The 22,998-nt window shown below is 64.7% G+C and carries 21 protein-coding genes and 1 tRNA gene; 16 read left to right on the forward strand and 6 right to left on the reverse strand.

The genetic code is table 11. The features are described from left to right. Positions 1-3 precede the first annotated feature (3 nt). Positions 4-1,248, reverse strand: coding sequence for an outer membrane protein assembly factor BamB family protein (locus AC07OK_RS21035; RefSeq protein ID WP_494692111.1), 1,245 nt, complete (start codon positions 1,246-1,248; stop codon positions 4-6). A 107-nt stretch (positions 1,249-1,355) separates the two neighbouring features. Here AC07OK_RS21035 and AC07OK_RS21040 point away from each other — a divergent pair, with 107 nt between their 5' ends. From AC07OK_RS21040 to AC07OK_RS21055, 4 genes are all read left to right on the forward strand, one after another. Beyond that, positions 1,356-2,009 carry a response regulator transcription factor gene (locus AC07OK_RS21040; RefSeq protein ID WP_494692112.1) on the forward strand — a complete coding sequence of 218 codons (654 nt, stop codon included), beginning with the start codon at positions 1,356-1,358 and terminating at the stop codon, positions 2,007-2,009. After that, on the forward strand, positions 2,006-3,397 hold the full coding sequence (locus AC07OK_RS21045; protein WP_494692113.1) for a sensor histidine kinase: 1,392 nt from the start codon (positions 2,006-2,008) through the stop codon (positions 3,395-3,397). The genes AC07OK_RS21040 and AC07OK_RS21045 overlap by 4 nt, the downstream gene beginning before the upstream one ends. Positions 3,398-3,446: 49 nt before the next feature. Then, a tRNA-Phe gene (locus tag AC07OK_RS21050) sits at positions 3,447-3,522 on the forward strand. Between the two features lie 473 nt (positions 3,523-3,995). Then, positions 3,996-4,604, forward strand: coding sequence for a class I SAM-dependent methyltransferase (locus AC07OK_RS21055; RefSeq protein ID WP_494692114.1), 609 nt, complete (start codon positions 3,996-3,998; stop codon positions 4,602-4,604). On the opposite strand, the gene AC07OK_RS21060 is transcribed toward AC07OK_RS21055, so the two are convergent. Together AC07OK_RS21060 and AC07OK_RS21065 are read right to left on the reverse strand one after the other, a co-directional pair. Then, entirely contained in the window at positions 4,601-4,711 is a 111-nt protein-coding gene (locus AC07OK_RS21060) for a class I SAM-dependent methyltransferase (protein ID WP_494692115.1), read from the reverse strand. The two genes, AC07OK_RS21055 and AC07OK_RS21060, sit on opposite strands and share 4 nt — an antisense overlap. A gap of 31 nt (positions 4,712-4,742) precedes the next feature. Beyond that, positions 4,743-5,108, reverse strand: coding sequence for a hypothetical protein (locus tag AC07OK_RS21065; protein ID WP_494692116.1), 366 nt, complete (start codon positions 5,106-5,108; stop codon positions 4,743-4,745). Between the two features lie 130 nt (positions 5,109-5,238). Between AC07OK_RS21065 and AC07OK_RS21070 the strand changes: the two genes are divergently transcribed. The 6 genes from AC07OK_RS21070 to AC07OK_RS21095 all read left to right on the forward strand — a co-directional run bounded on the left by AC07OK_RS21070 (position 5,239) and on the right by AC07OK_RS21095 (position 8,361). Continuing rightward, the gene (locus AC07OK_RS21070) at positions 5,239-5,676 is read left to right on the forward strand and encodes a PaaI family thioesterase (protein ID WP_494692117.1); all 438 of its coding nucleotides are present in this window, start codon (positions 5,239-5,241) and stop codon (positions 5,674-5,676) included. A gap of 95 nt (positions 5,677-5,771) precedes the next feature. After that, on the forward strand, positions 5,772-6,125 hold the full coding sequence (locus tag AC07OK_RS21075; protein WP_494692118.1) for a nuclear transport factor 2 family protein: 354 nt from the start codon (positions 5,772-5,774) through the stop codon (positions 6,123-6,125). A gap of 18 nt (positions 6,126-6,143) precedes the next feature. Beyond that, the gene (locus AC07OK_RS21080; protein ID WP_494692119.1) at positions 6,144-7,013 is read left to right on the forward strand and encodes a helix-turn-helix domain-containing protein; all 870 of its coding nucleotides are present in this window, start codon (positions 6,144-6,146) and stop codon (positions 7,011-7,013) included. A gap of 140 nt (positions 7,014-7,153) precedes the next feature. Beyond that, on the forward strand, positions 7,154-7,657 hold the full coding sequence (locus AC07OK_RS21085) for a PAAR domain-containing protein (RefSeq protein ID WP_494692120.1): 504 nt from the start codon (positions 7,154-7,156) through the stop codon (positions 7,655-7,657). 3 nt (positions 7,658-7,660) lie between these two features. Beyond that, positions 7,661-8,170, forward strand: coding sequence for a lysozyme family protein (locus AC07OK_RS21090; protein WP_494692121.1), 510 nt, complete (start codon positions 7,661-7,663; stop codon positions 8,168-8,170). Further along, positions 8,167-8,361, forward strand: a complete 195-nt coding sequence (locus AC07OK_RS21095) for a hypothetical protein (RefSeq protein WP_494692122.1) — start codon at positions 8,167-8,169, stop codon at positions 8,359-8,361. The genes AC07OK_RS21090 and AC07OK_RS21095 overlap by 4 nt, the downstream gene beginning before the upstream one ends. On the opposite strand, the gene AC07OK_RS21100 is transcribed toward AC07OK_RS21095, so the two are convergent. Further along, positions 8,358-9,431, reverse strand: a complete 1,074-nt coding sequence (locus tag AC07OK_RS21100) for a serine hydrolase domain-containing protein (RefSeq protein ID WP_494692123.1) — start codon at positions 9,429-9,431, stop codon at positions 8,358-8,360. The two genes, AC07OK_RS21095 and AC07OK_RS21100, sit on opposite strands and share 4 nt — an antisense overlap. Positions 9,432-9,645: 214 nt before the next feature. Between AC07OK_RS21100 and AC07OK_RS21105 the strand changes: the two genes are divergently transcribed. The 3 genes from AC07OK_RS21105 to AC07OK_RS21115 are packed head-to-tail and all read left to right on the forward strand — an operon-like array spanning position 9,646 to position 16,289. Beyond that, positions 9,646-13,371: a response regulator gene (locus tag AC07OK_RS21105; protein ID WP_494692124.1), complete on the forward strand. Its 3,726-nt coding sequence runs from the start codon at positions 9,646-9,648 to the stop codon at positions 13,369-13,371. 7 nt (positions 13,372-13,378) lie between these two features. Continuing rightward, the gene (locus AC07OK_RS21110; RefSeq protein ID WP_494692125.1) at positions 13,379-15,085 is read left to right on the forward strand and encodes a chemotaxis protein CheB; all 1,707 of its coding nucleotides are present in this window, start codon (positions 13,379-13,381) and stop codon (positions 15,083-15,085) included. Further along, positions 15,078-16,289, forward strand: coding sequence for a sensor histidine kinase (locus AC07OK_RS21115; RefSeq protein WP_494692126.1), 1,212 nt, complete (start codon positions 15,078-15,080; stop codon positions 16,287-16,289). The genes AC07OK_RS21110 and AC07OK_RS21115 overlap by 8 nt, the downstream gene beginning before the upstream one ends. Positions 16,290-16,299: 10 nt before the next feature. On the opposite strand, the gene AC07OK_RS21120 is transcribed toward AC07OK_RS21115, so the two are convergent. Beyond that, complete coding sequence (locus tag AC07OK_RS21120; RefSeq protein WP_494692127.1) at positions 16,300-17,154, reverse strand: LysR family transcriptional regulator; 855 nt, start codon at positions 17,152-17,154, stop codon at positions 16,300-16,302. Positions 17,155-17,262: 108 nt separating this feature from the next. On the opposite strand from AC07OK_RS21120, the gene AC07OK_RS21125 reads away from it, so the two are divergent. The 3 genes from AC07OK_RS21125 to AC07OK_RS21135 all read left to right on the forward strand — a co-directional run bounded on the left by AC07OK_RS21125 (position 17,263) and on the right by AC07OK_RS21135 (position 21,281). After that, complete coding sequence (locus AC07OK_RS21125; RefSeq protein ID WP_494692128.1) at positions 17,263-17,559, forward strand: antibiotic biosynthesis monooxygenase family protein; 297 nt, start codon at positions 17,263-17,265, stop codon at positions 17,557-17,559. Positions 17,560-17,657: 98 nt separating this feature from the next. After that, on the forward strand, positions 17,658-18,587 hold the full coding sequence (locus AC07OK_RS21130; protein WP_494692129.1) for a histone deacetylase family protein: 930 nt from the start codon (positions 17,658-17,660) through the stop codon (positions 18,585-18,587). An 18-nt stretch (positions 18,588-18,605) separates the two neighbouring features. Next, positions 18,606-21,281, forward strand: a complete 2,676-nt coding sequence (locus AC07OK_RS21135) for a bifunctional acetate--CoA ligase family protein/GNAT family N-acetyltransferase (protein ID WP_494692130.1) — start codon at positions 18,606-18,608, stop codon at positions 21,279-21,281. A 21-nt stretch (positions 21,282-21,302) separates the two neighbouring features. Here AC07OK_RS21135 and AC07OK_RS21140 read toward each other — a convergent pair whose 3' ends face one another. Next, positions 21,303-22,823: a family 43 glycosylhydrolase gene (locus AC07OK_RS21140; RefSeq protein WP_494692131.1), complete on the reverse strand. Its 1,521-nt coding sequence runs from the start codon at positions 22,821-22,823 to the stop codon at positions 21,303-21,305. Between the last annotated feature and the right edge of the window lie 175 nt (positions 22,824-22,998).

Here is a 22,998-nt window from a genome sequence, read left to right on the forward strand (position 1 = left end):
GAATTACTTCGAGAAGAACAGCAAGCGGCCGTCGGCGGTGGCGGCGATCAGCTGGCCATCGTGCCACAACGGCGTGGCGATGAACGCCCCGAGCCGTTTCACGTGCTCGATCGACGTCATCACCGTCTGATCGCCTTCGTACAGGCGCCGGGAGTCGAATTTGCCGGTGGCGGCGTCCAGCAGGCGGAATTCGTCCGCCCTGCTTTCCGGGGTGCGCCACGACCATTGCGGCTTGCCGCCGGCAGCCTCCAGCGCGAACAGTTCGCCGCGCATGGTGGCGCCGATGACGGCTCCCTCGGCCAGCACCGGCGTCGCGTAAGTCCACACTTTGGTATCGTGTTCGTACGCCACCTTGCCGGTGCGCTTGTCCAGCGCGACCAGCAGATTGGTGTCGGAGGTGCCGAAGTACACCCGCTCGGCGTCCGCCACGGCGCCGGAGATGATCCACGAACCGCGGCCGGGATAACGCCATTTCAACTTGCCGCTTGCAAGCTCCAGGGCGTAGAACCAGGCGTCGCGCGAGCCGATGAACACCGTGTCGCCATCGATCAGCGGCGGCGCCTGCACGCCGAACAGGGTGCTGGTCTTTTGCTCGGTCTCGGTCTGGTAGCGCCACAACTGGCTGCCGGTGGCGGCGTCCAGTGCGTAGACCGCGCCGTCCCAGCTGCCGAACACGATCGCCTTGCCGGCGATGGCGGGACGCGCGTGGATCATGCCACCACTCTTGAAAGCCCACAGGACGGCGCCCGTCCTGGCGTCGAGCGCGTACAGCCGCTCGTCGCTGCTGCCGATGTACACCCTGCCCTCGTGCACCAGCGGCGACGACAGCCAGAAGTCCCACGGATCGGGCGACGGCGCGGCGCCCTTCGCCATGCCATACAGGCCGTAGGCGGCAAAGCGCGCCTCGCCCTGGGTGGAGAAGCTCCAGCGCTGCACGCCGGTCCGCGCATCGAGCGCATGCAAGCGGCCATCGCGGGCCAGGAAGTAGACCATGCCGTCATCCACCGCCGGCGTCGACGCGATGCCGGCGCCGGCATGGTGCAGCCACGCCAGCTTGCGGCTCGCCACATCGAACGCATACAGGTTGCCGTCCTCGGTGCCGATGTACAACAGCCCCTGCGCGATCACGGGGCTCGACACCGTTTGCGCGTGCAGGGCTATCGTCGCCCGCAGGCGCAGCGACGACAGGTCGGCGGCCGACGCATGCAGCGCGGCCATCAGGGCAAACATCGACATCAGGAATCGCATCTATCGTACCTCCAGGTGGGCCAGCGGCGATTGTAGCGGCGCCGCGCCGCGCCAAGCTTCAGGCTTTCTATAGGCCGTGGCAAGGCTGCCGCTGTTATACTTTCGGCATGAATATCCTGCTCGTGGAAGATGACCTGGAACTGGGCCGCGCACTGCGGGCGGTATTGCATGACGACGGCTACGCGGCCACGTGGGTGCGGCTGGCGACCGACGCCCAGCGCCAGCTGGACACCGGCGCCTTCGCCGCCGTGGTGCTGGACCTGAACCTGCCGGACGGCGACGGCATGGCGCTGATGCGCCAGCTGCGCGCCGCCGGCCAGCAGATCCCGGTGGTGCTGATCACGGCGCGCGACAGCCTGAGCGACCGCCTGTCCGGCTTTGCGGACGGCGCCGACGACTACCTCGTCAAACCTTTCGACATGGCGGAACTGCTGGCACGCCTGCGCGCGGTGCTGCGCCGCTCGCGCCCGGAGGCGGCCGGCCAGGGCCTGTGGACGCGCGCCGGCTTGTCGCTCGACGAGCGGCGCCAGGCTGTCAGCTGCGACGGACGTCCGCTGGCGTTGTCGCGCACCGAATTCAACCTGCTGCTGGCGCTGATGCAGGACGCCGACCGCGTGCTGACCCGCGGCGAGCTGGAAGACCGCGCGCTGGCCGGCAGCGAAAGCGTGACGCTGGACGTACACATGTCCAACCTGCGCAAGAAGATCGGCGAGCACCGCGTGCGCACCGTGCGCGGCGTCGGCTACATGATCGCGCCATGACGGCGCAACGCTCGCTGTTCCGCCGCCTGCTGGGCGGCTTCCTCGCCGTGGTGATCCTGGTCTGGCTGGCCGTCGTGGCCATGGCGATCTACGAGAACACGGTGCTGCAGGCGCGCCACACGGCGGCCGAGAACCGGGGCTGGACGCGCCAGATCCTGCTGAACCTGCGCTCGGTGGCGCACGACCCGGCCGAAGTGGCGCGCGTCGCCGCGCAGGTGGAAGCGCTGCGCGCCGACATGCTGCGCGAAGTGAACTACTGGCCCAAGCCCGTGATGCTACAAGTGTGGCTGCACGGGCAGCGCGTCTACCGTTCCGGCGGCGAGCTGCCCGGCGCGCGGTCACTGCCGGCGCCGCACGATCCGGCGCTTGGTGCGGACTGGTCGAGCGCCACCGCCACCGATGCGGCGAGCGGCGTCGTGGTCCGGCGCGACGCCATGCACGATACGAGCTGGCTGCTGACCAGTTCCGGCGCGGCCTACTATCTGACCCCGCTGCTTTACAGCCTACCCTTGCTGGCGCTGCCCGCGTGGCTCATCGTGCGGCGCGGCCTGCGGCCGGTGCAAACCATGGTGGCGGAGATCGAAAGGCGTTCCGGCAGCGACCTGCAACCGCTGCCGCCGTCCGGCTATCGCGAACTGGCGCCGCTGGCCGCCTCCGTCAACGGCTTGATGCAGCGCCTGACGGAGCGCGTGGAGCGCGACCGCGAATTCCTGTCCGACGCGGCGCACGCCTTGAAAACGCCGCTGTCCGTCATCCGCGCCAATGCCCACCTGCTGCTCAATCATCGCCGCGACGCCGACCGGCTGCGGGATGCGGACCGCGGCTTGCGCCTGGGCGTGGAGCGCGCCACGCACACGGTGCACCAGTTGCTTGCACTGGAACGCGCCCGCAGCGACAGCGCCGGCGACGGCGAGCACCCGATCGAACTGCGCCACCTGCTACGTGAGCGTCTGGCCCATGCGGCGCCGCTGGCGATGCAGCGCGGCGTGGACATCGAACTGGACGCCGAGGCGCCCTGTGTCATGCCGCTGCACAGGGAAAGCCTAGTCGCCATGCTGGACAACCTGGTCGACAACGCCATCAAGTATTCGCCCGACGGCGGCCGGATCGCGGTAACACTGGCGGACGTGGACGGCGCGGCGCGGGTCGTGATCGCCGACCAGGGACCGGGCATCGCGCCCGAACTGCGCGGCAAGGTGTTCGAACGCTTCTACCGGATTCCCGGCCAGGAGCAGCCGGGCAGCGGCCTGGGACTGGCGATCGCCGAACGCGCTGCGGCCCGCAACGGCGCGCGCATCGCGCTGGATGACGGCGGCGCAGGCAACGGCCTGACAGTGAGCGTGACCTTCACCGCAGCGCCACCGCCCACCAGAAAAAATCCGGCCTGAAAAATACGTCCTTGCAATTCCGCTCAAGCCTGCTATAATTCTGCTCCTTGGCCTGGTAGCTCAGTTGGTAGAGCAGAGGATTGAAAATCCTTGTGTCGGTGGTTCGATTCCGCCCCGGGCCACCAAGAACATAGTTCACCCAACGCCCACTCATGCCAGTGGGCGTTGTCGTTTCTGAGGTTCGTAGTCCTTGTATCCGGTCTATCTCCGGCACTGGCACTTCGCATCGAAGGGCTACCCAAACGTCCAAACGTCCATCATTTCGGCCGCCCCCCCCCTCGCTACGGCGATCATCGCCGCTACTGCTGTCGTCGTCGCCGCGACGCTAGCCTGATTACGGCGGAGGCGGTAACTGAGTGAGCGCATCGTCTGCTTACCAATTCTCCGCATCACTGTCACGTGTTTGAAACGCCCAAGCGAGATACTCTATCTCGACTATCCCCTACTCATTCTGACAAGTAGGATTGTTTGCTAAACGTGGGGTGGTTTTCGGTGCAAATCAACAATTGCGCCCTACAAATGCGGGTTTCGGACTTTATGCTTAGAATCCGATATCGAGCCATATACTTGGCGATAAAAGCTGCAAAGGAGTGTCTACATGGATTCAGAAACAATGGATGCCTACAATAAGCGTGCCGCATCCTATGCCCGCGAATGGCTTGAACAAGATGTACCCTGCGACATGTACGAGCTATTGGAGCGATATTTTACGCCGGGACTTACCGCAGACATTGGATGCGGTGCAGGCCGGGATACCGCGTGGCTGTTTGAAAAAGGCTTCCAAGCAATAGGCATCGACGCTTCGCAGGGCTTGTTGGATGAGGCGCGGGCAGCCTACCCAGGCCTCGCGTTTCAACAAGAGAGCCTGCCGGAACTTGATGGGCTCAAGCGAGGCATCTATCAAAACGTGCTTTGTGAGACCGTGATCATGCATCTAGAACCGGCAAGGATCAGCGACGCCATAGCCTCGCTGATCGACTTGCTGCGTCCAGGTGGAACACTCTATGTCAGTTGGCGAGTCACGGAACATGAATCACTACGCGATAAGGCTGGCCGCCTCTATTCGTCGTTTGATCGACAACTCGTCATCCTGCCGGCGACCGAACAATGCGATGTGATTTTCGAGGAAGACGTCATCAGCGCATCTTCTGGTAAGCGGATACAGCGCCTGATTTTTCGAAAAAAGACACCGTTAGTTCCGACTTAGCTGACCCGCTTGGCGACATGGCGCTTCCAAAGCCTGTGAATGCCGAAACTGAAATTATTACAAAGGATGTCGCATCGAGATGCGATGCGACAAAACACGTCGTCCATTTTCGGCCCGCCCTCGATTTCCTTACCTTAACTACTTCAGGGCGGTCACTATCAAGTCTATCCTGGTCTTGCCCACGTTCTTGATTGCGTAGTCTCTTTCCTCTTGCATGATCCGGGTCTCGCCACTCTTCCAGATGATTTTTTCCTTAGTGCCGTCAGCGTAGGTACGTTCCAGCACCCCACCCTTCACTGCGTACACCACCCGCATCGGGCGCTTGGCGCTGGCAGAGACGTCGCCCGGCTTGAAGATTGCTTCATATACACGCACCTTGTCATTCTGTTCGAGTTCCTTGACGACCGGCTTGCCTGGACTGCTGGGCTGAGCCAAGGCCGGAGAGGCGGTGATCAAAATGGAAGACCATAGTGCGACAGCGACGACTGCATGGCAACGGGACATGATTGCTCTCCTTATAATTGACGTTATTGTCGAGGCAACGAGGCGTGGCGGACCCTTTTTTGTGAGTCCAGATTATGATAAATTTGCAATAAGTCAAGCCGATTTCGCAGCGCCCATCCAGGAATAAGACATGAAAAAATCGTCGTCAAATTCGGCGTCGCCGCTCATGTCGGTCGATCAGCTGAACGCGGTCCTGGCGCAGTCGGCCTTCCTGGCGCCGTATGGGTTTTCCGTGCGCTCTTGCGAAGAGGGACTATGCACGCTCATCGTTCCCTTCAGCACAAGCCTGGAGCGGCCGGGCGGCATCGTCAGCGGCATGACCATCATGGGTGCCGCCGACGTTGCCATGTGGCTGGCCATCATGGCCGCGCGCGGTGCGCAAGAACAATGGGTCACGACCGACATGAAGACGGCATTCCTGCGTAGCGCGCGGCAGGAGGACGTGCTGTGCGTGGCGCGGATATTAAAGCTTGGCAAGCGGACTGCTTACGGCACCGCCGAATGTACCAACGTCGAGGGGCAACTGTTGGCGCACCACACCATCAGCTATGCGCGGGTTGGGGAATAGGATGCAGTTCAGCCAGATCCACAGCACAAAATATCAAAACCGAAACGCCGCCTTGCCGCATCATGCCTGCGTTGCCTATCAACCGGGAAGCCATCATGCAAGTCGATCATCAACACATTTGGGAAACCTACACCTCGGCCTGGAAGGCGGAAAGCGTCGACGAAAAGCGCGCCCTGATCGGCGCCAGTCTGGCGCGTGAATGCGCTTATCAGGATCCGCTGGCCAAAACCAGCGGCTGGGACGAACTGCTGGCCTATATGGCGGATTTCCACCGGCAAGTGCCCGGCGGCCATTTCGTCACGCGCCGCTTCCGCTACCACAACGGGCAGAGTGTCGCCCAGTGGGATATGCAGGATGCACAAGGCCAGGTCATAGGCGACGGCGTCAGCGTAGGCCATTACAATGACGCGGGCCGGCTGATGACAGTGACGGGCTTCTTCGATACCTGAAGCGACCATGGAGCGCCAGTGAACTACTTGAACCAGATCCAGCAAGGCGTCGACTTTATCGAAACCTATCTGGAGGAAGACATCCCGCTGGCGAACGTGGCGCGGGAGGCGGGCTTGAGCCTGTGGCACTACCAGCGCATCTTCAAGGCCCTGACCAGGGAAACGCTCAAGGACTATATCCGCGCGCGCCGCCTCGCCAACGCCGTCGAAAAATTGCTGGAAACGCGCTTGGGTATACTCGATATCGCCCTCCTGGCCGGCTACCAGAGCCATGAAGCGTTCACACGGGCATTCAAGGATCGCTATGCGCAGACGCCCAGCGAATTCCGCCGGCGCGGACGGCGCAATCTCATCGTGCGCAAGCTGAAGATGGACACCGACTACCTGCGCCACCTGCATCAAAACATGGCGCCGGCGCCGGAGCTGGTCACGCGGCCGGCGATGCTGTTGGTGGGCATGCACACGCGCTTTTACGGCAGCGACTCGGACAAGAACAATTTGGGCCAGCAGCTGCCCCGCCTGTGGGAAAGTTTCATCGCGCGGCTAGGCGAGGTGGAGCATACCGTGCGAGGCAGTTGCTATGGCGTGGTGTTACCCGTGTCGGGCGACTCCGACGAACTGGAGTACTACGCCGCCATCGAAGTGCGGCAGGCGGACTCGCTGCCTGCCGGCATGCAGCGGATAGCGATCCCGGCTGCGCAGTATGCGACGTTCCTGCACTGCGGCCTGGGCAAGCTGGTCGACCGTACTGTCGATTTCATTTATTCGAACTGGCTCTGCCAATCCGACTACCGCTATAGCGGCGGCCCCGACCTGGAAATCTACGACGCCAGCTTCGATCCGCTGTCCGAGCGCTCGCAGATGCGCTACGCCATTCCAATAGGTTGACGCGGCACTTGCCACCGATCTGCTATCCGATTCTGAACCGAGCCGCCAGACTATATTCTTGCGCTTCCACAATTCCAAATTATTCCAGCGATCAATAATTTCCGGACGGTCTTACTCCCTCCCCTGTCACGGAAACCAAGATGAAACGCCACACGATCACGCTCGGGGCATCGACCTCGGCAGGCGGAAAGGTCATTTCCGCCTGCAGCAATGGCAGCATTAACGGCGTCCAGATAGCGCTGGAAGACGATGTGATCTTTTGCCCTGCATGCAAGTCACAGGGAAAAATTAAATGCATCGACCCTCGAATTCCAGAGACTTGGAATGGCAAGAATGTCGCGTTGGAAGACGATCTATGCATCTGCGGCTGCCCCAGCCCTCCGCGTCTGGTACCGAGCCAATCGCTTAGGTATCAGACTATTGGTGAGACATCGGGTACATCGAAATCAGCGGCAACATCTGCATCCACCAGCTCGCTGTTCGACGACAAATTTATCCTGATCGATGACGGCACTGGCAGGCTGAATCCATTGAAATCTACTCGTGAGGCAAACATGACTACAACGTTGACATCCCCATCAGGGCGCGTGCTTCATCATCGGGCAACCAAAACAACAACCCCTCGAGAGGATGCAGAAGCTTAGGCGGTGCGCATCAAATTATCCAAAGAGCAGCGACTGGCCGACAACAGGGAATATTTAAAGAACTCAAATGTACTCGCATTTCTCAAGGCCATCGCGGAAGCCGAAGGCGGCGCGTATGATTTCAAGTACGGTGCTATCAGAGGGAAGCGGAATGATCCTTGGCGCTTCACAGACTATTCGACCCACCCCGGCGTCGGAGTCGACGGTAAAACAACCGCCGCGGGAATGTATCAAGAAAACATCGAAACCTGGCGTGAGATGGGCGGAAACATGGGGCTGAGCGACTTCACGCCCGAGACACAAGACCTGATCGCCGTAGAAATCCTTCGAGTGATTAAAGTCATCGACACTATCGAATCTGGCGACATCAACGCTGCATTGAATAAGGCATCCCATCGTTGGTCATCGCTCCCCCAAGGAAAAGGAAAGCCGGGATTTTATCCAAAGCAACATTCAGTATCCTATGAGTCATTCGAGTCGAACTATAAGCGCTTTGGAGGCACAGTCAAATGATCGCCACGTCACGTTTCATCATTCTTCTAACTTTGTTTCCATTGATCGCATATGCGACCCCTGCCGCCCTTCAGAAAAACTTGCCATTTTCCGTTGCTCGCAATCTCCTTGCCTGCCTCACCGTGTACACCATTGGCGAGAAAATCAAGGACATGAAGGTTGTCGACTGGTCCGACGCGTGTCCGAACTAATCCTTGTAGAGCTTGGCTATTTGCGGAATCAAACGCTGGGGATTCGCTCCCGCAAGATTGGTCAGCACAATGATGGCCAAGCCCTCATCCGGATAAACAATAAACGCCGCGCGGGCGCCGCCGATGCCCGCTACCTGCCGCGCAGGAGCGGTTTGCAAGACCGGCCATCCTGCCGCCCAGTCGCCGTCGGCTCCGCTGTTCAGTTTTTCCGGTATCCACATCGCCCTGACGTGGGCTTTGCTGATCAGTTTGCCCTTCGAAAGCGCGATCAGCCAGCGCGCGACTTCATCCGCGGTGGTTTGCATGCCGCCCCCCGCCCACAGGCTGTACGGCATATCGTAAATCCAACGTGACAATCGATGGTCGTCGTCCTTGGCCAAGGTTCCCCGTGGCGAGTAGCTATAGATCGTCGCCGCATTGGGCACCAGGTCGTAGCTGTCGCCGAACGTCGACAAGGGCATGTTCGCCGGCCCGAACTGATGCTGTGCGAGATATTGCTCATACGGGACTTTTGCTTGCCTGGCAATGACCTGCGCCAGCAATCCATAGTTGGTCTGGTTGTAGGCGAATTGCGCACCAACGGCCGCAGCCATCGGCAGCGCCTTCACCGCCTGCCACGCATCGCGCTCGCCGCCGCCTCCGATCAAGCCTTTCTGGTCGACGATGTCGGGCAGTCCCGACGTGTGGCCGAGCAGTTGGCGGATGCGGATGCCGCGCCAGGCCTCCGGCAGCTCACCCAGGTAGCGCGAGACCGGGGCGTTGAGATCGACCAGTCCGGCCTCGGCCAACTGCATCATGGCGACGCCGGTAAAGGTCTTGGTCGCGGAATTGATGGGGAACAGCGTCGTGCTGGTCGCTGGCACATGGTTCTCGACATTCGCCAGACCATAGGTTTCGGACAACACCACCTGCTCGTCTTTAATGACCGCGAACTGCAAGCCGGGAATGCCTTGCTCCTTCATCGCCCGCTGTATCAATTGCCGGGCCGATTTGTTGGCCTCTTCGGTATTCGCCCAGCCGGCAAGACAAGGAAGGCAAAGCAAAACAGCGAGGTATTTTTTAGGCAGCATGGAACTTCCTACATGGGTTGGGAAAGATTGCAAAAATAGTAGCACGGCGGGCGTCGCCGGGCGCTTGGGCGCTTGTCGACGCCGGCTTGACATGGGGAATTTCTATTTGACATTTCGCATGCCTAAGAGCATCTTTGTATGGGCGCGAAGACCGGTTTTCGCCCTACCGCGCAAAGCGGGCGCCTCGGTTAATCGCCTACCCGTGGGGGTCCGCATGAGATTGACAGTTGCTCGTAGAATGGCGCTGGTGACGGCCGCCGCCCTGCTAGGCGTGGCCTTGATGACGGTCGCCAGCCGCTACATGACCGACAAGGTCTATGGCAAGGCGAATTTCGCCAATCTCAATGCCGTGCCGAGCATGGTCGTACTCGGCGAGTTGCGCAGAAATTATGTGCTGGCCCGTGTCGTACTATACCAACACTTACTTGCAAACGAAGAGGCGGAAAAACTCCGCCTGGAAGGTTTGCTCGAGGGCTACAAGACCGGCTTGAAGGCCGCTTTTCTGCATTACGAAACCGACGCCTGCCTCGGCGTATCGTGTGTGGCCGACAGCCGGGACAAGGACTATCTCGAGCAGGAAAAAACGCTGTGGAGCGCCTTCGAGTCCCAGCTCGGCACGCTGCTGGCCGAATCGCGGAAAGGCGCAGCCGGCGCGGCCAACGCGCGGCAGATGCTGATGCACACCTTCGACGAAGCCAAGTTCTTCGACTTGATGGCCCAGCACTTTTCCTACAACGCCGAACTGGCCAGGCAATCGGCCGACAACGCCGTCGAGATCAAGTCCCAGGTCGGCGTCCTGATGCTGGGCCTGGGCGGGCTGATGTTGGCCGGCATCGCCATCCTGGGCTTTACCAACGCCCGCACCCTGCTGCGCCAGCTCGGCGGCGAGCCGGAAGAAGCGGCCGCCATCGCCAGCCAGATCGCCGTCGGCGACCTGACCAGCAACATCGTCCTGCGCGACGGCGACAACAGCAGCCTCATGGCCCGCATCAAGGTGCTGATCGCCAACATGGAGCGCGTCGCCAACCGCGCCGACGGCGTCAGCAAGGGCAATCTGGACGCCGACGTCGAAGTGCTGTCGCCGCAGGACCGGCTGGGCCAGGCGATCCGCAATATGCTGCAGGCGCTGCGCACGGCCAGGGAATCGGACCAGCGCACCAACTGGCTGAGCGAGGGCAAGCGCAAGCTGTCGGCCGCCCTGACCGGCGATTATTCGCCGGCCGACGTGGCCGACACCGCCATCGGCGTGCTGGGCCGCCACCTGGGCGCCGGGCGCGGCGTGGTCTATGTGCTGCGCGAAAACGAGGAGGTCCTCGATCTGCTCGGCAGCTATATGTACACCGAGCGCGCCCAGACCGGCAGCAGCTTCAAATTCGGCGAAGGCGCGATCGGCCAGGCGGCGCGCGAGAAAAAGCCCATCATCCTGACCTCGATCGCGGCCGACGCCGCGCCCATCGTCACCGGCACCAGCTGCCTGCCGCCGCGCTACACCTACACCTATCCGCTGCTGCGCGACGGCATCCTGCTCGGCGTGTTCGAGCTGTCCAGCTGCGAAAAATACGACGAGGTGCAGCTGGAATTCCTTGGCGGCGCCGGCGAGGTGATCTCGTCCTTCCTGTACATCGCCGAACAGCGCGGCCAGATCCGGCTACTGCTGAACGCGGCGGAGCAGGCGGAACGCGATGTCCGCAACCAGAATCTGCAGCTGCAGGAAATCAACTCCCGCATGGAAGAACAGCAGCAGCAATTGCAGCAGCAGGCTGAAGAATTGCAGCAGTCCAATGCGCAGATGGAGGAACAGCAGCAGCAGATGCAGCAGCAATCCGAGGAGCTCCAGCAAACCAATGCGCAGATGGAAGAGCAGCAGCAATTGCTGGAGCGGAGCAATTCCGAACTGCGCCGCTCGCGCTCCGACATCGACGACAAGGCCACCCAGCTGGAACAGTCGAACCGCTACAAATCCGAGTTCCTGGCCAATATGTCGCACGAGCTGCGCACGCCGCTCAACGCCATCATCCTGCTGTCGCAGATGATGGCCGACAACCACGATGGCCACCTGGACGAGAACGACGTCAAGCGCGCCAGCGTGATCCACCGCTCCGGCGAGGACTTGCTGCACCTGATCAACGACGTGCTCGACCTGTCCAAAGTCGAGGCCGGCCGCATGGACCTGAGCTGCAAGCCCATCGATCCCGGCCTGGTGGTGCTGGAGCTGGAAGACCTGTTCGCCTCCAGCGCGCAGGCGCGTGGCATCGAACTGGTCCTCGACAACCGCATGACGGCCCCGTTCGTCAGCGACCCGGACAAGCTCGACCATATCCTGCGCAACCTGCTGTCGAACGCCATCAAATTCACCGCCGCCGGCAGCGTGACCTTGCGCATCGAGCGCGCCGCCAACGGTCCGCTGCCGGTGCGTTTCCTGGTGCGCGACACCGGCATCGGCATCCCGCAGGCGCAACAGGAGACCATCTTCGAAGCCTTCCGCCAGGTCGACGGCTCCAGCTCGCGCGAGTACGGCGGCACCGGCTTGGGGCTGACGATCAGCCTGCGCTTCGCCGAGCTGCTGGGCGGCACCATCGAATTACAGAGCGAAGCGGGCCAGGGCAGCACCTTCACGCTGTGCCTGCCCGACGCGCCAGCGGCCACGGCCCGGGCGCCGGCGCCAGCGGCGGCGCCGAGCGCGCCAACCAGCGCCACCGCGCCGGCGCGCGTGAGCGGCATGCAGGTTCTGGACGACCGCCACCAGCTGGCCCCGGACGACAAGGTGATCCTGCTGATCGACGACGACGTCGACTTCGGCACGGCGGTGGTCGGCATCAACCATCTGCTCGGCTACAAGACCGTGGTGGCCGGCACCGGCGCGCTGGGCCTGGCGCTGGCGCGCCAGTACCGCCCGGCCGGCATCCTGCTCGACCTCGGCTTGCCGGACATGGACGGCAGGAGCGTGCTGCACGAGATCAAGGCCAGCAGCGAGCTGGCCGCTATCCCGGTGTACGTGGTGTCGGCGCACGACCACGACGCCACGCTGAGCGCCCAGGGCATCGTCGGCTACCTGCAGAAACCGGTCGACACCCAGCAGATCGCCGACGCCGAAAAGGCCCTGCTGGCGGTGATCGCCACCACCCCGCAAGGCGGCGTGCTGATCGTGGCCGGCGACCTGGCCGAGGCCGAATCGGTGGCCGCCGTGCTGCGGCCGCGGCTGGAACTGGCGCAGCGCCAGATCGGCGTCGCCACGCCGGGCGAGGCGCTGGCGCAAACCCTGGCCGAGGCACACTGGAGCATCGTGATCGTCAGCCTGGCGGGGCTGGCGGCCAGCGACGGCCAGGCCATCGGTGTATCGGTGCTGGCCGCCAAGCCCGGCGCCGCCCTGCTGTTCTGCGGCGTCGAACACCTGAGCGAGGACGACGAAGCGAGCCTGCGCGGCTACAGCGACAGCATCATCGTCACCTCGCCGCGCGCCAAGCAGCGGCTGCTGGAAAACATCGAGCGCTTCCTGCGCACGGTGCCGCCGCCGGCGCCCGCGCCGACCGAACTGCGGCTGACCAAGGAGCGCGGCAAGCGCCTGGCCGGGCAGCGCATCCTGGTGATCGACGACGATCCGCGCAACATCTTCGTGGTCACCGCGGCGCTGGAGCAGGAAGGCGCCCACGTGCTCAGCGCGCTCAACGGCAAGCGCGCGCTGGCGATGCTGGAAACCACCGCCGTCAACCTGGTCATCACCGACATCATGATGCCGGAGATGGACGGCTACCAGACCATCGCCGCGATCCGCGCCCACCCCGCGCTGGCGGCGCTGCCGGTGATCGCGCTAACCGCCAAGGCCATGCCGCAGGACCAGCGCAACATCCTGGAGATCGGCGCCGACGACTACCTGTCCAAGCCGGTGTCCTACGACGTGCTGAACAATATGGCGGCGCTATGGTGCAGCAAAAAGCATTGAGCCGGCCATGGGGCTGACTCTGCACAAATCCGGCCAGCAGTGCTGCATCGGCGTGCTGGGCGGCCTCGACAGCCAGGCCGAGAGCGCCGAGCTGCGGGACATGATCGCCCAGGCCGATCCGGCGCTGCTGCTGCGCCTGGAGTTCTACGACGCCGACACCCTGCCCGCCGAGGTGCTCGACGCCATCGCCCAGCGCTGCGCGCGCGCCGCGCCGGTCAAGCTGATCAGCTATCGCGCCCTGCTGACGCACGGCCTGCTGCGGCTGGACCTGCCGGTGCAGCAGACCGCGGCGCCGCTGCGGCGGCCGCGCCAGGGCGCGCTGCGGGCGGTGGCGCTGGCCGGCTCGGCCAACAGCCTGGACAAGATCCTGCACATCGTCGACCACCTGCCGCTGCACGAGGTGGCGGTGTTCATCGTCCAGCACGTGATGGAGGGCGCCGACAACCTGCTCGACAAGCTGCTGCGCATCCACACCCACTACCAGGTGCTGATGCCGCACCACCTGGTGCCGGCGACGCCGGGCACGATCTACGTGGCGCCGCCCGGCCACCACATGAAGGTCGCGCACGGCCTGGTCTACCTGACGCGCGACAAGGTGGTCGAATACGCGCGGCCGTCGATCGACGTGCTGTTTTCCTCGCTGGCGCAGGAGTACGGCGCCGACACCCTGGCCGTGCTGCTGTGCGGCTACGGCCGCGACGGCGTGGCCGGCTGCGGCGAGCTCAAGGCGGCCGGCGCCATCGTGCTGGTCGAGGACGGCGACGACTGCGGCGACGCCCGCGCCATGCCGGACGCCTGCCGCCAGGCCGCCAACTACAGCCACGTGCTGAAGCTGCCGGCGATCGCCAGCGTGGTGGCGGCCGCGCTGCAGGCGGACCCGCTGACGGTGGCGCCGGGGCCGACGCTGGACCTGTTCCTGGAGGCGCTGTGGGAACAGTTCCGGGTCGATTTCCGCGGCTACCAGCGGCCCAGCCTGGCGCGCCGCATCGGCAACATCCTCAAGCAATCCGGCATGCCGGCCCTGTTCGACTTCCAGTGCGCGGTGCTGGCCGACAGCAGCTGGCTGCACAGCCTGGTGGCCGAGATCTCGGTCGGCGTCAGCGGCTTCTTCCGCCACCCCGAGCAGTTCAAGCTGCTGCGGGAACAGGTGCTGCCCTATCTGGACAGTTTTCCCGCCATCAAACTTTGGTCGGCCGGCTGCGCCACCGGGGAAGAGCCGTATTCGCTGGCGATCCTGCTGGAGGAGCTGGGCCTGCAGACCAAGAGCCGGCTGTTCGCGACCGACTTCAACGCCCACCTGCTGGCCCAGGCGAAGAACGGCCGCTTTCCCCGCAAGTGCCTGGAGGCCGGCCGCAGCAACTATCTGCACAGCGGCGGCGCGCGCACCCTGGACGCCTTCCTGGCGCCGGGCAGCCACTACCTGGGCGTGGCCGACCGGCTGCGCAAGGCCACCTTGTTCCACCGGCACTCGCTGGTCGACGAAGGCATTTTCAACGAGTTCCAGTTGATTATGTGCCGCAACGTACTGATCTATTTCAATCCCGACGTCCAGCGCAAGGTGCTCGAGCTGTTCGCGCACTCGCTGCACCGCGACGGCTTTCTGGTGCTGGGGCCGCAAGACGGCATAGGCCAGGTCGCGCGCGCGGCCGGCTTCGTCCCCTACGCCAAATCCCAGCACATCTATCGTCTGAACGACGGAGGCGAGCATGTTTGAGTTTTTCACCATCCTGGTGGTCGACGACAACGCCGGCAACCGCTACACGCTGCGCGAGCTGCTCGGCAAGCTGGCCGGCGTCAAGGTCATCGAGGCCGCGTCCGGCGAGGAGGCGCTGCGGCGCTGCGTCGAATTCGACATCCAGCTGATCCTGCTGGACGTGCAGATGCCGGGCATGGACGGCTACGAGACCGCCAAGATCCTGCAAATGACCGAGCGCACCCGTAGCATCCCGATCGTGTTCCTGACCGCCGTCTTCAAGGCCGAGGAGTTCGTGCAGCGCGGCTACGCGGTGGGCGCGGTCGACTACCTGACCAAGCCGCTGGACGACAATATGCTGTTGAACCGGGTGCGCAACTACCAGCATCTGCAGGACCGCGAGATGCGCCTGACCGAGGCCCTGCACCATTTGCGCATCACCCAGGAACACCTGCTGCAATCGCAGAAACTGTCCGCGCTGGGCTCGCTGGTGGCCGGCGTGTCGCACGAGCTGAACACGCCGTTGGGCAACGCCAAGCTGGCGGTCTCGACCATGCGCGACCGCATGCAGGAAGTCAGCCGCAGCTACGAGGGCGGCACGCTGACCCGCAACAAGATCATGGAATTTTTCGGCGAAGGCAGCGACATCGTCGACCTGGCGTTCCGTTCGGTGGACCGGGCCACCGAGCTGGTGACCAACTTCAAGCAGGTGGCGCTGGACCAGACCTCGGAGAAGCGCCGCCAGTTCGACCTGGCGGCCGTGGTGCAGGAGACGCTCGCCACCATGCGGCCCGGCTTCCGCGACGCCCCGTGGCAGTTCGCGGTCGACGTCGAGCAAGGCATACTGATGGACAGCTACCCCGGACCGCTGGAGCGGGTCATCTACAGCATCATCAACAACAGCATCCGCCACGGCTTCGAGGGGCGCGAGCATGGCCTGGTGACGATCCAGGGCGCCAGCGGCCCCGCCGTGCGCAACAGCAGCCAGCAGGTGGTGCTGACGGTGGCCGACGACGGCGTCGGCATCGCGCCGCAATACCTGTCGCGGGTGTTCGATCCCTTCTTCACCACCACGCTGGGACGGGGCGGCTCGGGCATAGGCTTGAACATCGCCCACCGCATCACCACCAACGTGCTGGGCGGCGTGATCGAGGTGGCGTCGCCGGCCGGCGGCGGCACCACCTTCCGGCTGACCTTGCCGACCGAGGCGCCGCAGCCGATGTGAGCCATATCGTTTATATCGATTGCAGGCGGGTCAGCAGCAGCCCGGCCAGCGCGTTGGCGCCGGCGTTTTGTCGCCGCGGCGCGCGGTGCAGGGCGATCTCGAACGACGGCAAGGGCGGCAGGCCGTCGGCCTCGCTCAGGATGTCCAGGCCCTGCTCCGGGAATCCCGCCTTGCCCACCGTGACGGCCAGCCCCGCCGCGACCGCGCCGTCGATCGCGCCCAGGCTCTGCGACATGTAGGCGAGGCGCCAGCGCCGCCCGGCCTGGTCCAGCGCCGCCAGGGCCGCCGCGCGGAATTGGCAACCGGCGGGATGCAAGGCCAGCGGCAGCACGGCCTGCGCATGACAGGCATGGTGGCGCGCCCCCAGCCATACCGCGCGCTCGCTGCGCACCAGCTCGCCGCGCGCCGCGCCGGCCGGGTGCATCGCCAGCACCAGGTCGAATTCATCGCCCAGGCGATCGAGCAGGGCGCGGCTGAAGCCGGTCTCGACTTCCACCGCCAGCGTCGGATGGGCCGCCATGAACTGCGCCAGGATGTCCGGCAAGACATGCACGGCGTAGTCCTCGATGGCCCCTACCCTGACCAGTCCGGTAAAGGTCTCGTCGCGCATCCGGGCCAATGTTTCATCGTTGAGCGCGACCAGACGGCGGGCGTGGCTGTGCAGCAGCTCGCCGCGCCGGTTCAGCATCACGTTGCGGGAATTGCGCTCGAACAGCGCGCCGCCGGCGATGTCTTCCAGGCGCTTGATCTGCATGCTGACCGCCGACTGCGTCAGGTTCAGCCGGCGCGCAGCGGCCGTGAAACTGCCCCCTTCGGCGATGGCGAGGAAGGCACGCAGCAGCGCGATGTCGATATCGTTTTCCATGTCGCCAGCCCATCAAGATAATTGATTGATTCTATCAAAATCATTCGCTTTCCTTATTCTTCGCCGCTGCCTATCATTCTTGCAACACCTCAACCAAGGAGCAGGAAAATGATTGTCGTCGTCTTCAGATCGCGTTTGAACCCGGAGCACCAGGCCGAGTACCAGCAATGGGCTGCCCGGATGAGCATGCTGGCCAAGGGCATCCCCGGCCATGTGTCGCACAAGGGCTTTACCGCCCAGGACGGCGAGCGCGTCACCATCGTCGAATTTGAAACCGAGCAGGCCATGCGCACCTGGGCGACACACCCCGAGCACGTGGCCGCCAAAAAGCTAGGGCGCGGCAGCTTTTTTTCCGAGTACAGCGTCAAGATTTGCCACTTGCAGCGCGAAAGCACGTTTCCGTAGGTAGGCTTTGACTTGGATCAACGAAAAATTTGATAGCGCTCATTACACTCGATTCAAGTTATATTCGTTACATCCTCGTCAACGCAACCAAGGCCACGATGCTGCCAGCCTATATCTCGCACCCGGACTGCCTGAAACACGCCATGGGCGAGCAACATCCCGAATGTCCGGAGCGCATCGGCGCGGTCAGCGACATGCTGCTGATCAAGGGCCTGCTCGACTTCATGCAACCCTGCGAGGCGCCGCTGGCCACCGAACAGCAGCTGGCACAGGCGCACTCCAGCCTGTACATCCACAGCATCGCCGCGCAGTCGCCCAAGCAAGGCACGGTGCAGGTGGACCCGGACACCAGCATGAACCCGCACACCTACCGGGCCGCGCTGCGCGCCGCCGGCGCCGCCGTGCTGGCCACCGACCTGGTGCTGACCGAGGGCGCCGGCACCGCCTTCTGCAACGTGCGCCCGCCCGGCCATCACGCCGAGCATGCGGCCGCCGGCGGCTTCTGCTTCTTCAACAACGTCGCCGTCGGCATCCACCACGCGCTCAATGTGCACGGGCTGAAACGGGTGGCGCTGGTCGATTTCGACGTCCACCACGGCAACGGCAGCGAGGACATCCTGCGCGACGACGAGCGCGTGCTGATGTGCTCCATCTTCGAGGACAAGCTGTACCCGTTCTGCGGCAACACGCCGCGCGGCGCCAACATGGTCAACGTGGCGCTGCCGGCCCGCTCCGGCGGCGAGCCGATGCGCCGGGCCGTCAGCGAGCAATGGCTGCCGGCGCTGGAGCGCTTCCGGCCGCAGCTGATCTTCATCTCGGCCGGCTTCGACGGCCACCGCGACGACGACATGGGCAACCTCGGCCTGGTCGAAGCGGACTACGCATGGATCACCAAACAGATCGTCGCGGTCGCCGCGCGCCACAGTCAAGGCCGCATCGTCTCCTGCCTGGAAGGCGGCTACCAGCTGTCGTCGCTGGCGCGCAGCGCCGCCGCCCATGTCAAGGTCCTGCTGGGCATGGACGACTAACCCACCACGAATGCCCCCATGGAAACCCACTACCTGACGCCGCTGTTCTCACCCAAGTCCATCGTGGTGTTCGCCGGCCAGGACCGGCCCGAGCGCCAGACCTGCTACGGCCGCGGCATCCGCGCCCAGCTGGAGCGAGGCGGCTACACCGGGCCGGTGACCTACCTCGACGTCGGCATGAGCGGCACCCTGGCCGACCTGGCCCACTCGCGCGCCGACCTGGCCGTGATCGCCCTGCCCAACGACGAGCTGAGCTTCGCGCTGGAAGTGGCCGGCCGCATCCAGTGCCGCGCCGCGCTGATCCTGTCGGCCGGCGTCGACGGCGCGCAGGCCAGGGAGCTTCACGGCATCGCCCGCAAGCACGGCATCCACCTGCTGGGGCCGAACTGCCTGGGCTACCAGCGGCCGCGCCTGCACCTCAACGCCAGCGTCGCCGGCCAGCTGGCGCAGCCGGGCAGCCTGGCGCTGATCTCGCAGTCGGGCGCGCTGACCGCCGCCATCCTCGACTGGGGCAGCCAGAACGCGGTGGGCTTTTCCACCGTGGTCTCGCTGGGCGCCAACACCGCCGTCGACCTGGCGCAGACGCTGGATTTCCTCGCCACCGATCCGGCCACGCAAAGCATCGTCATCTACATGGAGGGCGTGACCGACGCCCGCCGCTTCCTGTCGGCGCTGCGCGGCGCCGCCAACACCAAGCCGGTGGTGGTGCTCAAGGCCGGCAAGGTGGCGGCCGCCTCGCAGGCGGCGCTGACCCACTCCGGCGCCATCGTCGCCAGCGACGAGGTGTTCGACGCCGCGCTGCGCCGCACCGGCGCGGTGCGGGTGAAGACCTTCGTGCAGCTGTTCTCGGCCGCCAAGTGCCTGGCCTCGCGCTACCGTCCGGTCGGGCCGCGCTTGGCCGTGGTCACCAACGGCGGCGGCCCCGGCGTGCTGGCGGCCGACTGGATCGCCGAGCTGGGCCTGCAACTGGCGACCTTGTCGGAAGCGGGCGCGCAGGCGCTGGCGCCCTCGCTGCCGCCGCACGCCACCTTGGTCAACCTGCTCGACCTGTCGGAGGAGGCCGACGCCGCCGCCTTCGGCGCGGCGGTCCAGGCCTGCGGCCACGACAGCCAGGTGGACGGCATCCTGGTGATTTATTCGCCCAAGCTGGGTGGCGATCCGGCGGCGGTGGCGCGGGCGGTCGGCGCCCTCAACGCCGGCCTAGGCAAGCCGCTGCTGACTTGCTGGATGGGCGACCGCCAGGTGGCCGAGGCGCGCCAGCTGCTCAACGCCGCCGGCGTGGCCACCTTCCGCACGCCGGAGGCGGCGGTCGACGGCTTTTCCAACATCGCCTCGTTCTACCAGAACCAGCAGCTGCTGCACCAGACCCCGCCGCCGCTGTCGCAATTGGCGCAGCCGGACCTGGACGGCGCCCGCCTGCTGATCGAGGGCGTGCTGGCCGAACGCCGCAAGGTGCTCACCGAAATGGAATCGAAGGCGCTGCTGGCGGCCTTCCACATCCCGATCACGCAGACGATTTTGGCGCGCAGCGCCGGCGAGGCGATGCTGATCGCCAGCCAGCTGGGCTACCCGGTGGCACTGAAGATCGACTCGCCCGACATCGCCCACAAGTCCGACGTGCAGGGCGTGGTGCTCAACCTGCTCAACGCCGCCGCCGTGCGCGACGGCTACGGCGACATGATGGCCACCGTGCGCCGCCTGCTGCCGGAGGCGCGCATCAACGGCGTCACGGTGCAGAAGATGGCCGGCAAGCGCCACGGCCGCGAGCTGTACATCGGGGTCGTCACCGACCAGCTGTTCGGGCCGGCGATCACCTTCGGCGCGGGCGGCACGATGATCGAGCTGATCAACGACCGCGCGGTCGAGCTGCCGCCGCTCAACCTGTTCCTGGCGCAGCGCCTGATCGGCCGCACGCGCTCGGCCGGGATGCTGGGCGAATGGCGCGGCGCGCCGCCGGTGCAGCGCGAGGCGGTCGAGCAGATGCTGCTGCGGGTGTCGGAAATGGTGTGCGCGCTGCCGCAGCTGCGCGAGATGGACATCAACCCGCTGATCGTCGACGAGCACGGCGCGCTGGCGGTCGACGCCCGCATCGTGATCGACGCCGCGCCGCCGTCGGCGCACGGCTACAGCCACCTGGCGATCCTGCCCTACCCGTCCAGCTACACCCAGGAATGGCCGATGCGCGGCGGCGGCCAGTACACGCTGCGCCCGGTGCAGCCGGACGACGCCTCGATGCTGCAGGAGCTGGTGCGCGGGCTGTCGGAAAAATCGCGCTACTACCGCTTCGCCTCGTCGCTGCGCGAGCTGTCGGTGCCGATGCTGGCGCGCTACACGCTGATCGACTACGACCGCGAGATGGCGCTGGTGGCGGTGCTGACCCAGCGCGCGCCGGGACCGGACGGCGACTTCGTCGACACCGACAGCATCATCGGCGTGTCGCGCTACATCGCCAATCCCGACCTCAGCAGCTGCGAATTCTCGCTGCTGGTGGACGACCGCTACAGCGGCCAGGGCCTGGGCACGCGGCTGATGCTGGGCATCATGGACGTGGCGCGCGACAAGGGCCTGAGCGAGATCGACGGCCTGGTGCTGTGCAAGAACAGCGGCATGCTCAAGCTGATGGCCAGCCTGGGTTTCCAGATCCGTCCCTACGAGGACGATCCGGACTTCCGGCTGTGCAGCAAGACGCTGTAGGCCGCCGCCCGCGCGGCCGGCTTAGTTCGACATCACATAAGGCCAACCGTCGCTGGTGAAGCCGAGCGGATTGATGCCCAGCGTCGGCCGGCCGTTGTTGTTGCCGTCGTAGTAGTGATAGACGAAGGTCGGCTGGTTGTTGTGGCCGGCGTCGGTGAACACGCTGCCGCCGCCGGGCCCGATGATGTTGCCGTGGGTGCTGAGCAGTATCGTGCCGCCGCCGGCGGTCAGCGCGACGCCGCCGCGGTCGACATATGGCCCGGTCACGCTGGTCGAGCGGCCGACGATGGTGCGGTAAGGCGAGGTGCTGCTGCAGCAGGCGTTGATCGGCGCGAAGTAATAGTAGTAGCCGTTGTAGTAGTAGATGAACGGCCCCTCCTCGGCCGACGTCGGCGCGCCGCGCCGCGCGATCGTGTAGACCGTGGTGTTGCTGGTCGACTGCAGGCCGGTGGCCGGATTGAGCTGCATCAGGTGGGTGCCGTCGGTCCACGAGCCCCAGGCCATCCACCAGTTGCCGCTGGCGTCGGTGAACGGCGCCGGATCGATCGCGTTGTCGGTGGTCGTGGTGAAGCCGGACGGCGGCGTGGTGCTGCTGGTCCAGGACTTGGTGACGAAGCCGCGGTCGGTCCACGGCCCTTGCGGCGCGCTGCTGGTGGCGACGCCGATCACCGCCTCGGCGCCCGAACTGGGCAGGTAGGGAATCGAGTAGTACTGGTAATAGGTGCCGTTCACCAGCAGCAGGCTGGGCGCCCAGATGTCGGTGTTGGCGCCGCTGTTCCATCCCTTCGGCGTCTGCAGGCCGCTCCAGGAACTGAAGTCCGGCCCGATCGGCGGGCAGTTCGGCGCATAGCCGCCCATCTGGGTGGTGGTGCAACTGGTGTACGGCGTGAAGGTGTTGAGGTCGGTCGAGGTGGCCAGCGTCTGGTGGCTGCCGTACAGCCAGTACTTGCCGCCGGCGTCACGCAACATGTAGGGGTCGTGGACGAAGCTGCCGTCGCCGCTGACGGTGCGCGGCGCCGGGTAGGGGCTGACTTTGGTATTGACCAGCTGCCATTCCTGGCAGGTGCAGCCGGTCGACGCCCATTGGTCGATGGTGGCGGTGTTCAGGTTGCTGGCCTGGTACACCTCCAGGTACTTGCCGCTGTTGACGTTCTGGATCAGGAAGTTGCCGCTGGCGGCCTGGGTGACGATCCACAGGTGATCGCTGGTGCCGTTGTCGGCCCACTGGACGATTTGCGCGCCGTCGGCGGTGCCGGCGTTGGCCACGCCCAGCACCTGGTGGGTCAGCATGTTCTCGATGTTGTACTGGCCATTCCCCATCGGCATGAAGTGCCACAGATGGTCGGCGGTGCCGTTGTCGGCCCACTGGACCACCTTGGAACCGGCGGCCTGGCTGGCGCCGTCTATCCCCAGCAGCAGGCCACTGTTGACGTTCTTGATCTGGTATTGCACGCTGGTGTTCATGGTGATGGCGGCGTGCGCGGACAAGGTGGAACAGGCCAGGCCGAGCAGCATGGCCAGGCAAGACAGTAGACGCTTCATGGTTGTCTCCGTTGCGATTGAGGGGCAATTCTCGTTATGTTTTCATCGCATGCTACGGGGCGAATGAAAATCCCTCCAATCACATTTTTAGCGCCGCCGATACGCGCTTCGGTATCGGCCTGGCGTCCGCGCGCCCAAACAAAAGCCCGCAAGCCGGTACTCGGCTGACGGGCTT

The sequence above is a fragment of the Duganella sp. GW821-FHT07G03 genome (assembly GCF_059418605.1).

What these genes read in the sequence shown, in the direction of transcription:
- AC07OK_RS21110 (WP_494692125.1), top strand. Translation starts at nt 13,379, where the DNA reads ATGGGGCTGACTCTGCACAAATCCGGCCAGCAGTGCTGCATCGGCGTG.
- AC07OK_RS21130 (WP_494692129.1), top strand. Translation starts at nt 17,658, where the DNA reads ATGCTGCCAGCCTATATCTCGCACCCGGACTGCCTGAAACACGCCATG.
- AC07OK_RS21135 (WP_494692130.1), top strand. Translation starts at nt 18,606, where the DNA reads ATGGAAACCCACTACCTGACGCCGCTGTTCTCACCCAAGTCCATCGTG.
- AC07OK_RS21140 (WP_494692131.1), bottom strand. Translation starts at nt 22,823, where the DNA reads ATGAAGCGTCTACTGTCTTGCCTGGCCATGCTGCTCGGCCTGGCCTGT.
- AC07OK_RS21085 (WP_494692120.1), top strand. Translation starts at nt 7,154, where the DNA reads ATGAAACGCCACACGATCACGCTCGGGGCATCGACCTCGGCAGGCGGA.
- AC07OK_RS21040 (WP_494692112.1), top strand. Translation starts at nt 1,356, where the DNA reads ATGAATATCCTGCTCGTGGAAGATGACCTGGAACTGGGCCGCGCACTG.
- AC07OK_RS21065 (WP_494692116.1), bottom strand. Translation starts at nt 5,108, where the DNA reads ATGTCCCGTTGCCATGCAGTCGTCGCTGTCGCACTATGGTCTTCCATT.
- AC07OK_RS21070 (WP_494692117.1), top strand. Translation starts at nt 5,239, where the DNA reads ATGAAAAAATCGTCGTCAAATTCGGCGTCGCCGCTCATGTCGGTCGAT.
- AC07OK_RS21060 (WP_494692115.1), bottom strand. Translation starts at nt 4,711, where the DNA reads ATGGACGACGTGTTTTGTCGCATCGCATCTCGATGCGACATCCTTTGT.
- AC07OK_RS21105 (WP_494692124.1), top strand. Translation starts at nt 9,646, where the DNA reads ATGAGATTGACAGTTGCTCGTAGAATGGCGCTGGTGACGGCCGCCGCC.
- AC07OK_RS21055 (WP_494692114.1), top strand. Translation starts at nt 3,996, where the DNA reads ATGGATTCAGAAACAATGGATGCCTACAATAAGCGTGCCGCATCCTAT.
- AC07OK_RS21095 (WP_494692122.1), top strand. Translation starts at nt 8,167, where the DNA reads ATGATCGCCACGTCACGTTTCATCATTCTTCTAACTTTGTTTCCATTG.
- AC07OK_RS21125 (WP_494692128.1), top strand. Translation starts at nt 17,263, where the DNA reads ATGATTGTCGTCGTCTTCAGATCGCGTTTGAACCCGGAGCACCAGGCC.
- AC07OK_RS21120 (WP_494692127.1), bottom strand. Translation starts at nt 17,154, where the DNA reads ATGGAAAACGATATCGACATCGCGCTGCTGCGTGCCTTCCTCGCCATC.
- AC07OK_RS21045 (WP_494692113.1), top strand. Translation starts at nt 2,006, where the DNA reads ATGACGGCGCAACGCTCGCTGTTCCGCCGCCTGCTGGGCGGCTTCCTC.
- AC07OK_RS21035 (WP_494692111.1), bottom strand. Translation starts at nt 1,248, where the DNA reads ATGCGATTCCTGATGTCGATGTTTGCCCTGATGGCCGCGCTGCATGCG.
- AC07OK_RS21100 (WP_494692123.1), bottom strand. Translation starts at nt 9,431, where the DNA reads ATGCTGCCTAAAAAATACCTCGCTGTTTTGCTTTGCCTTCCTTGTCTT.
- AC07OK_RS21075 (WP_494692118.1), top strand. Translation starts at nt 5,772, where the DNA reads ATGCAAGTCGATCATCAACACATTTGGGAAACCTACACCTCGGCCTGG.
- AC07OK_RS21115 (WP_494692126.1), top strand. Translation starts at nt 15,078, where the DNA reads ATGTTTGAGTTTTTCACCATCCTGGTGGTCGACGACAACGCCGGCAAC.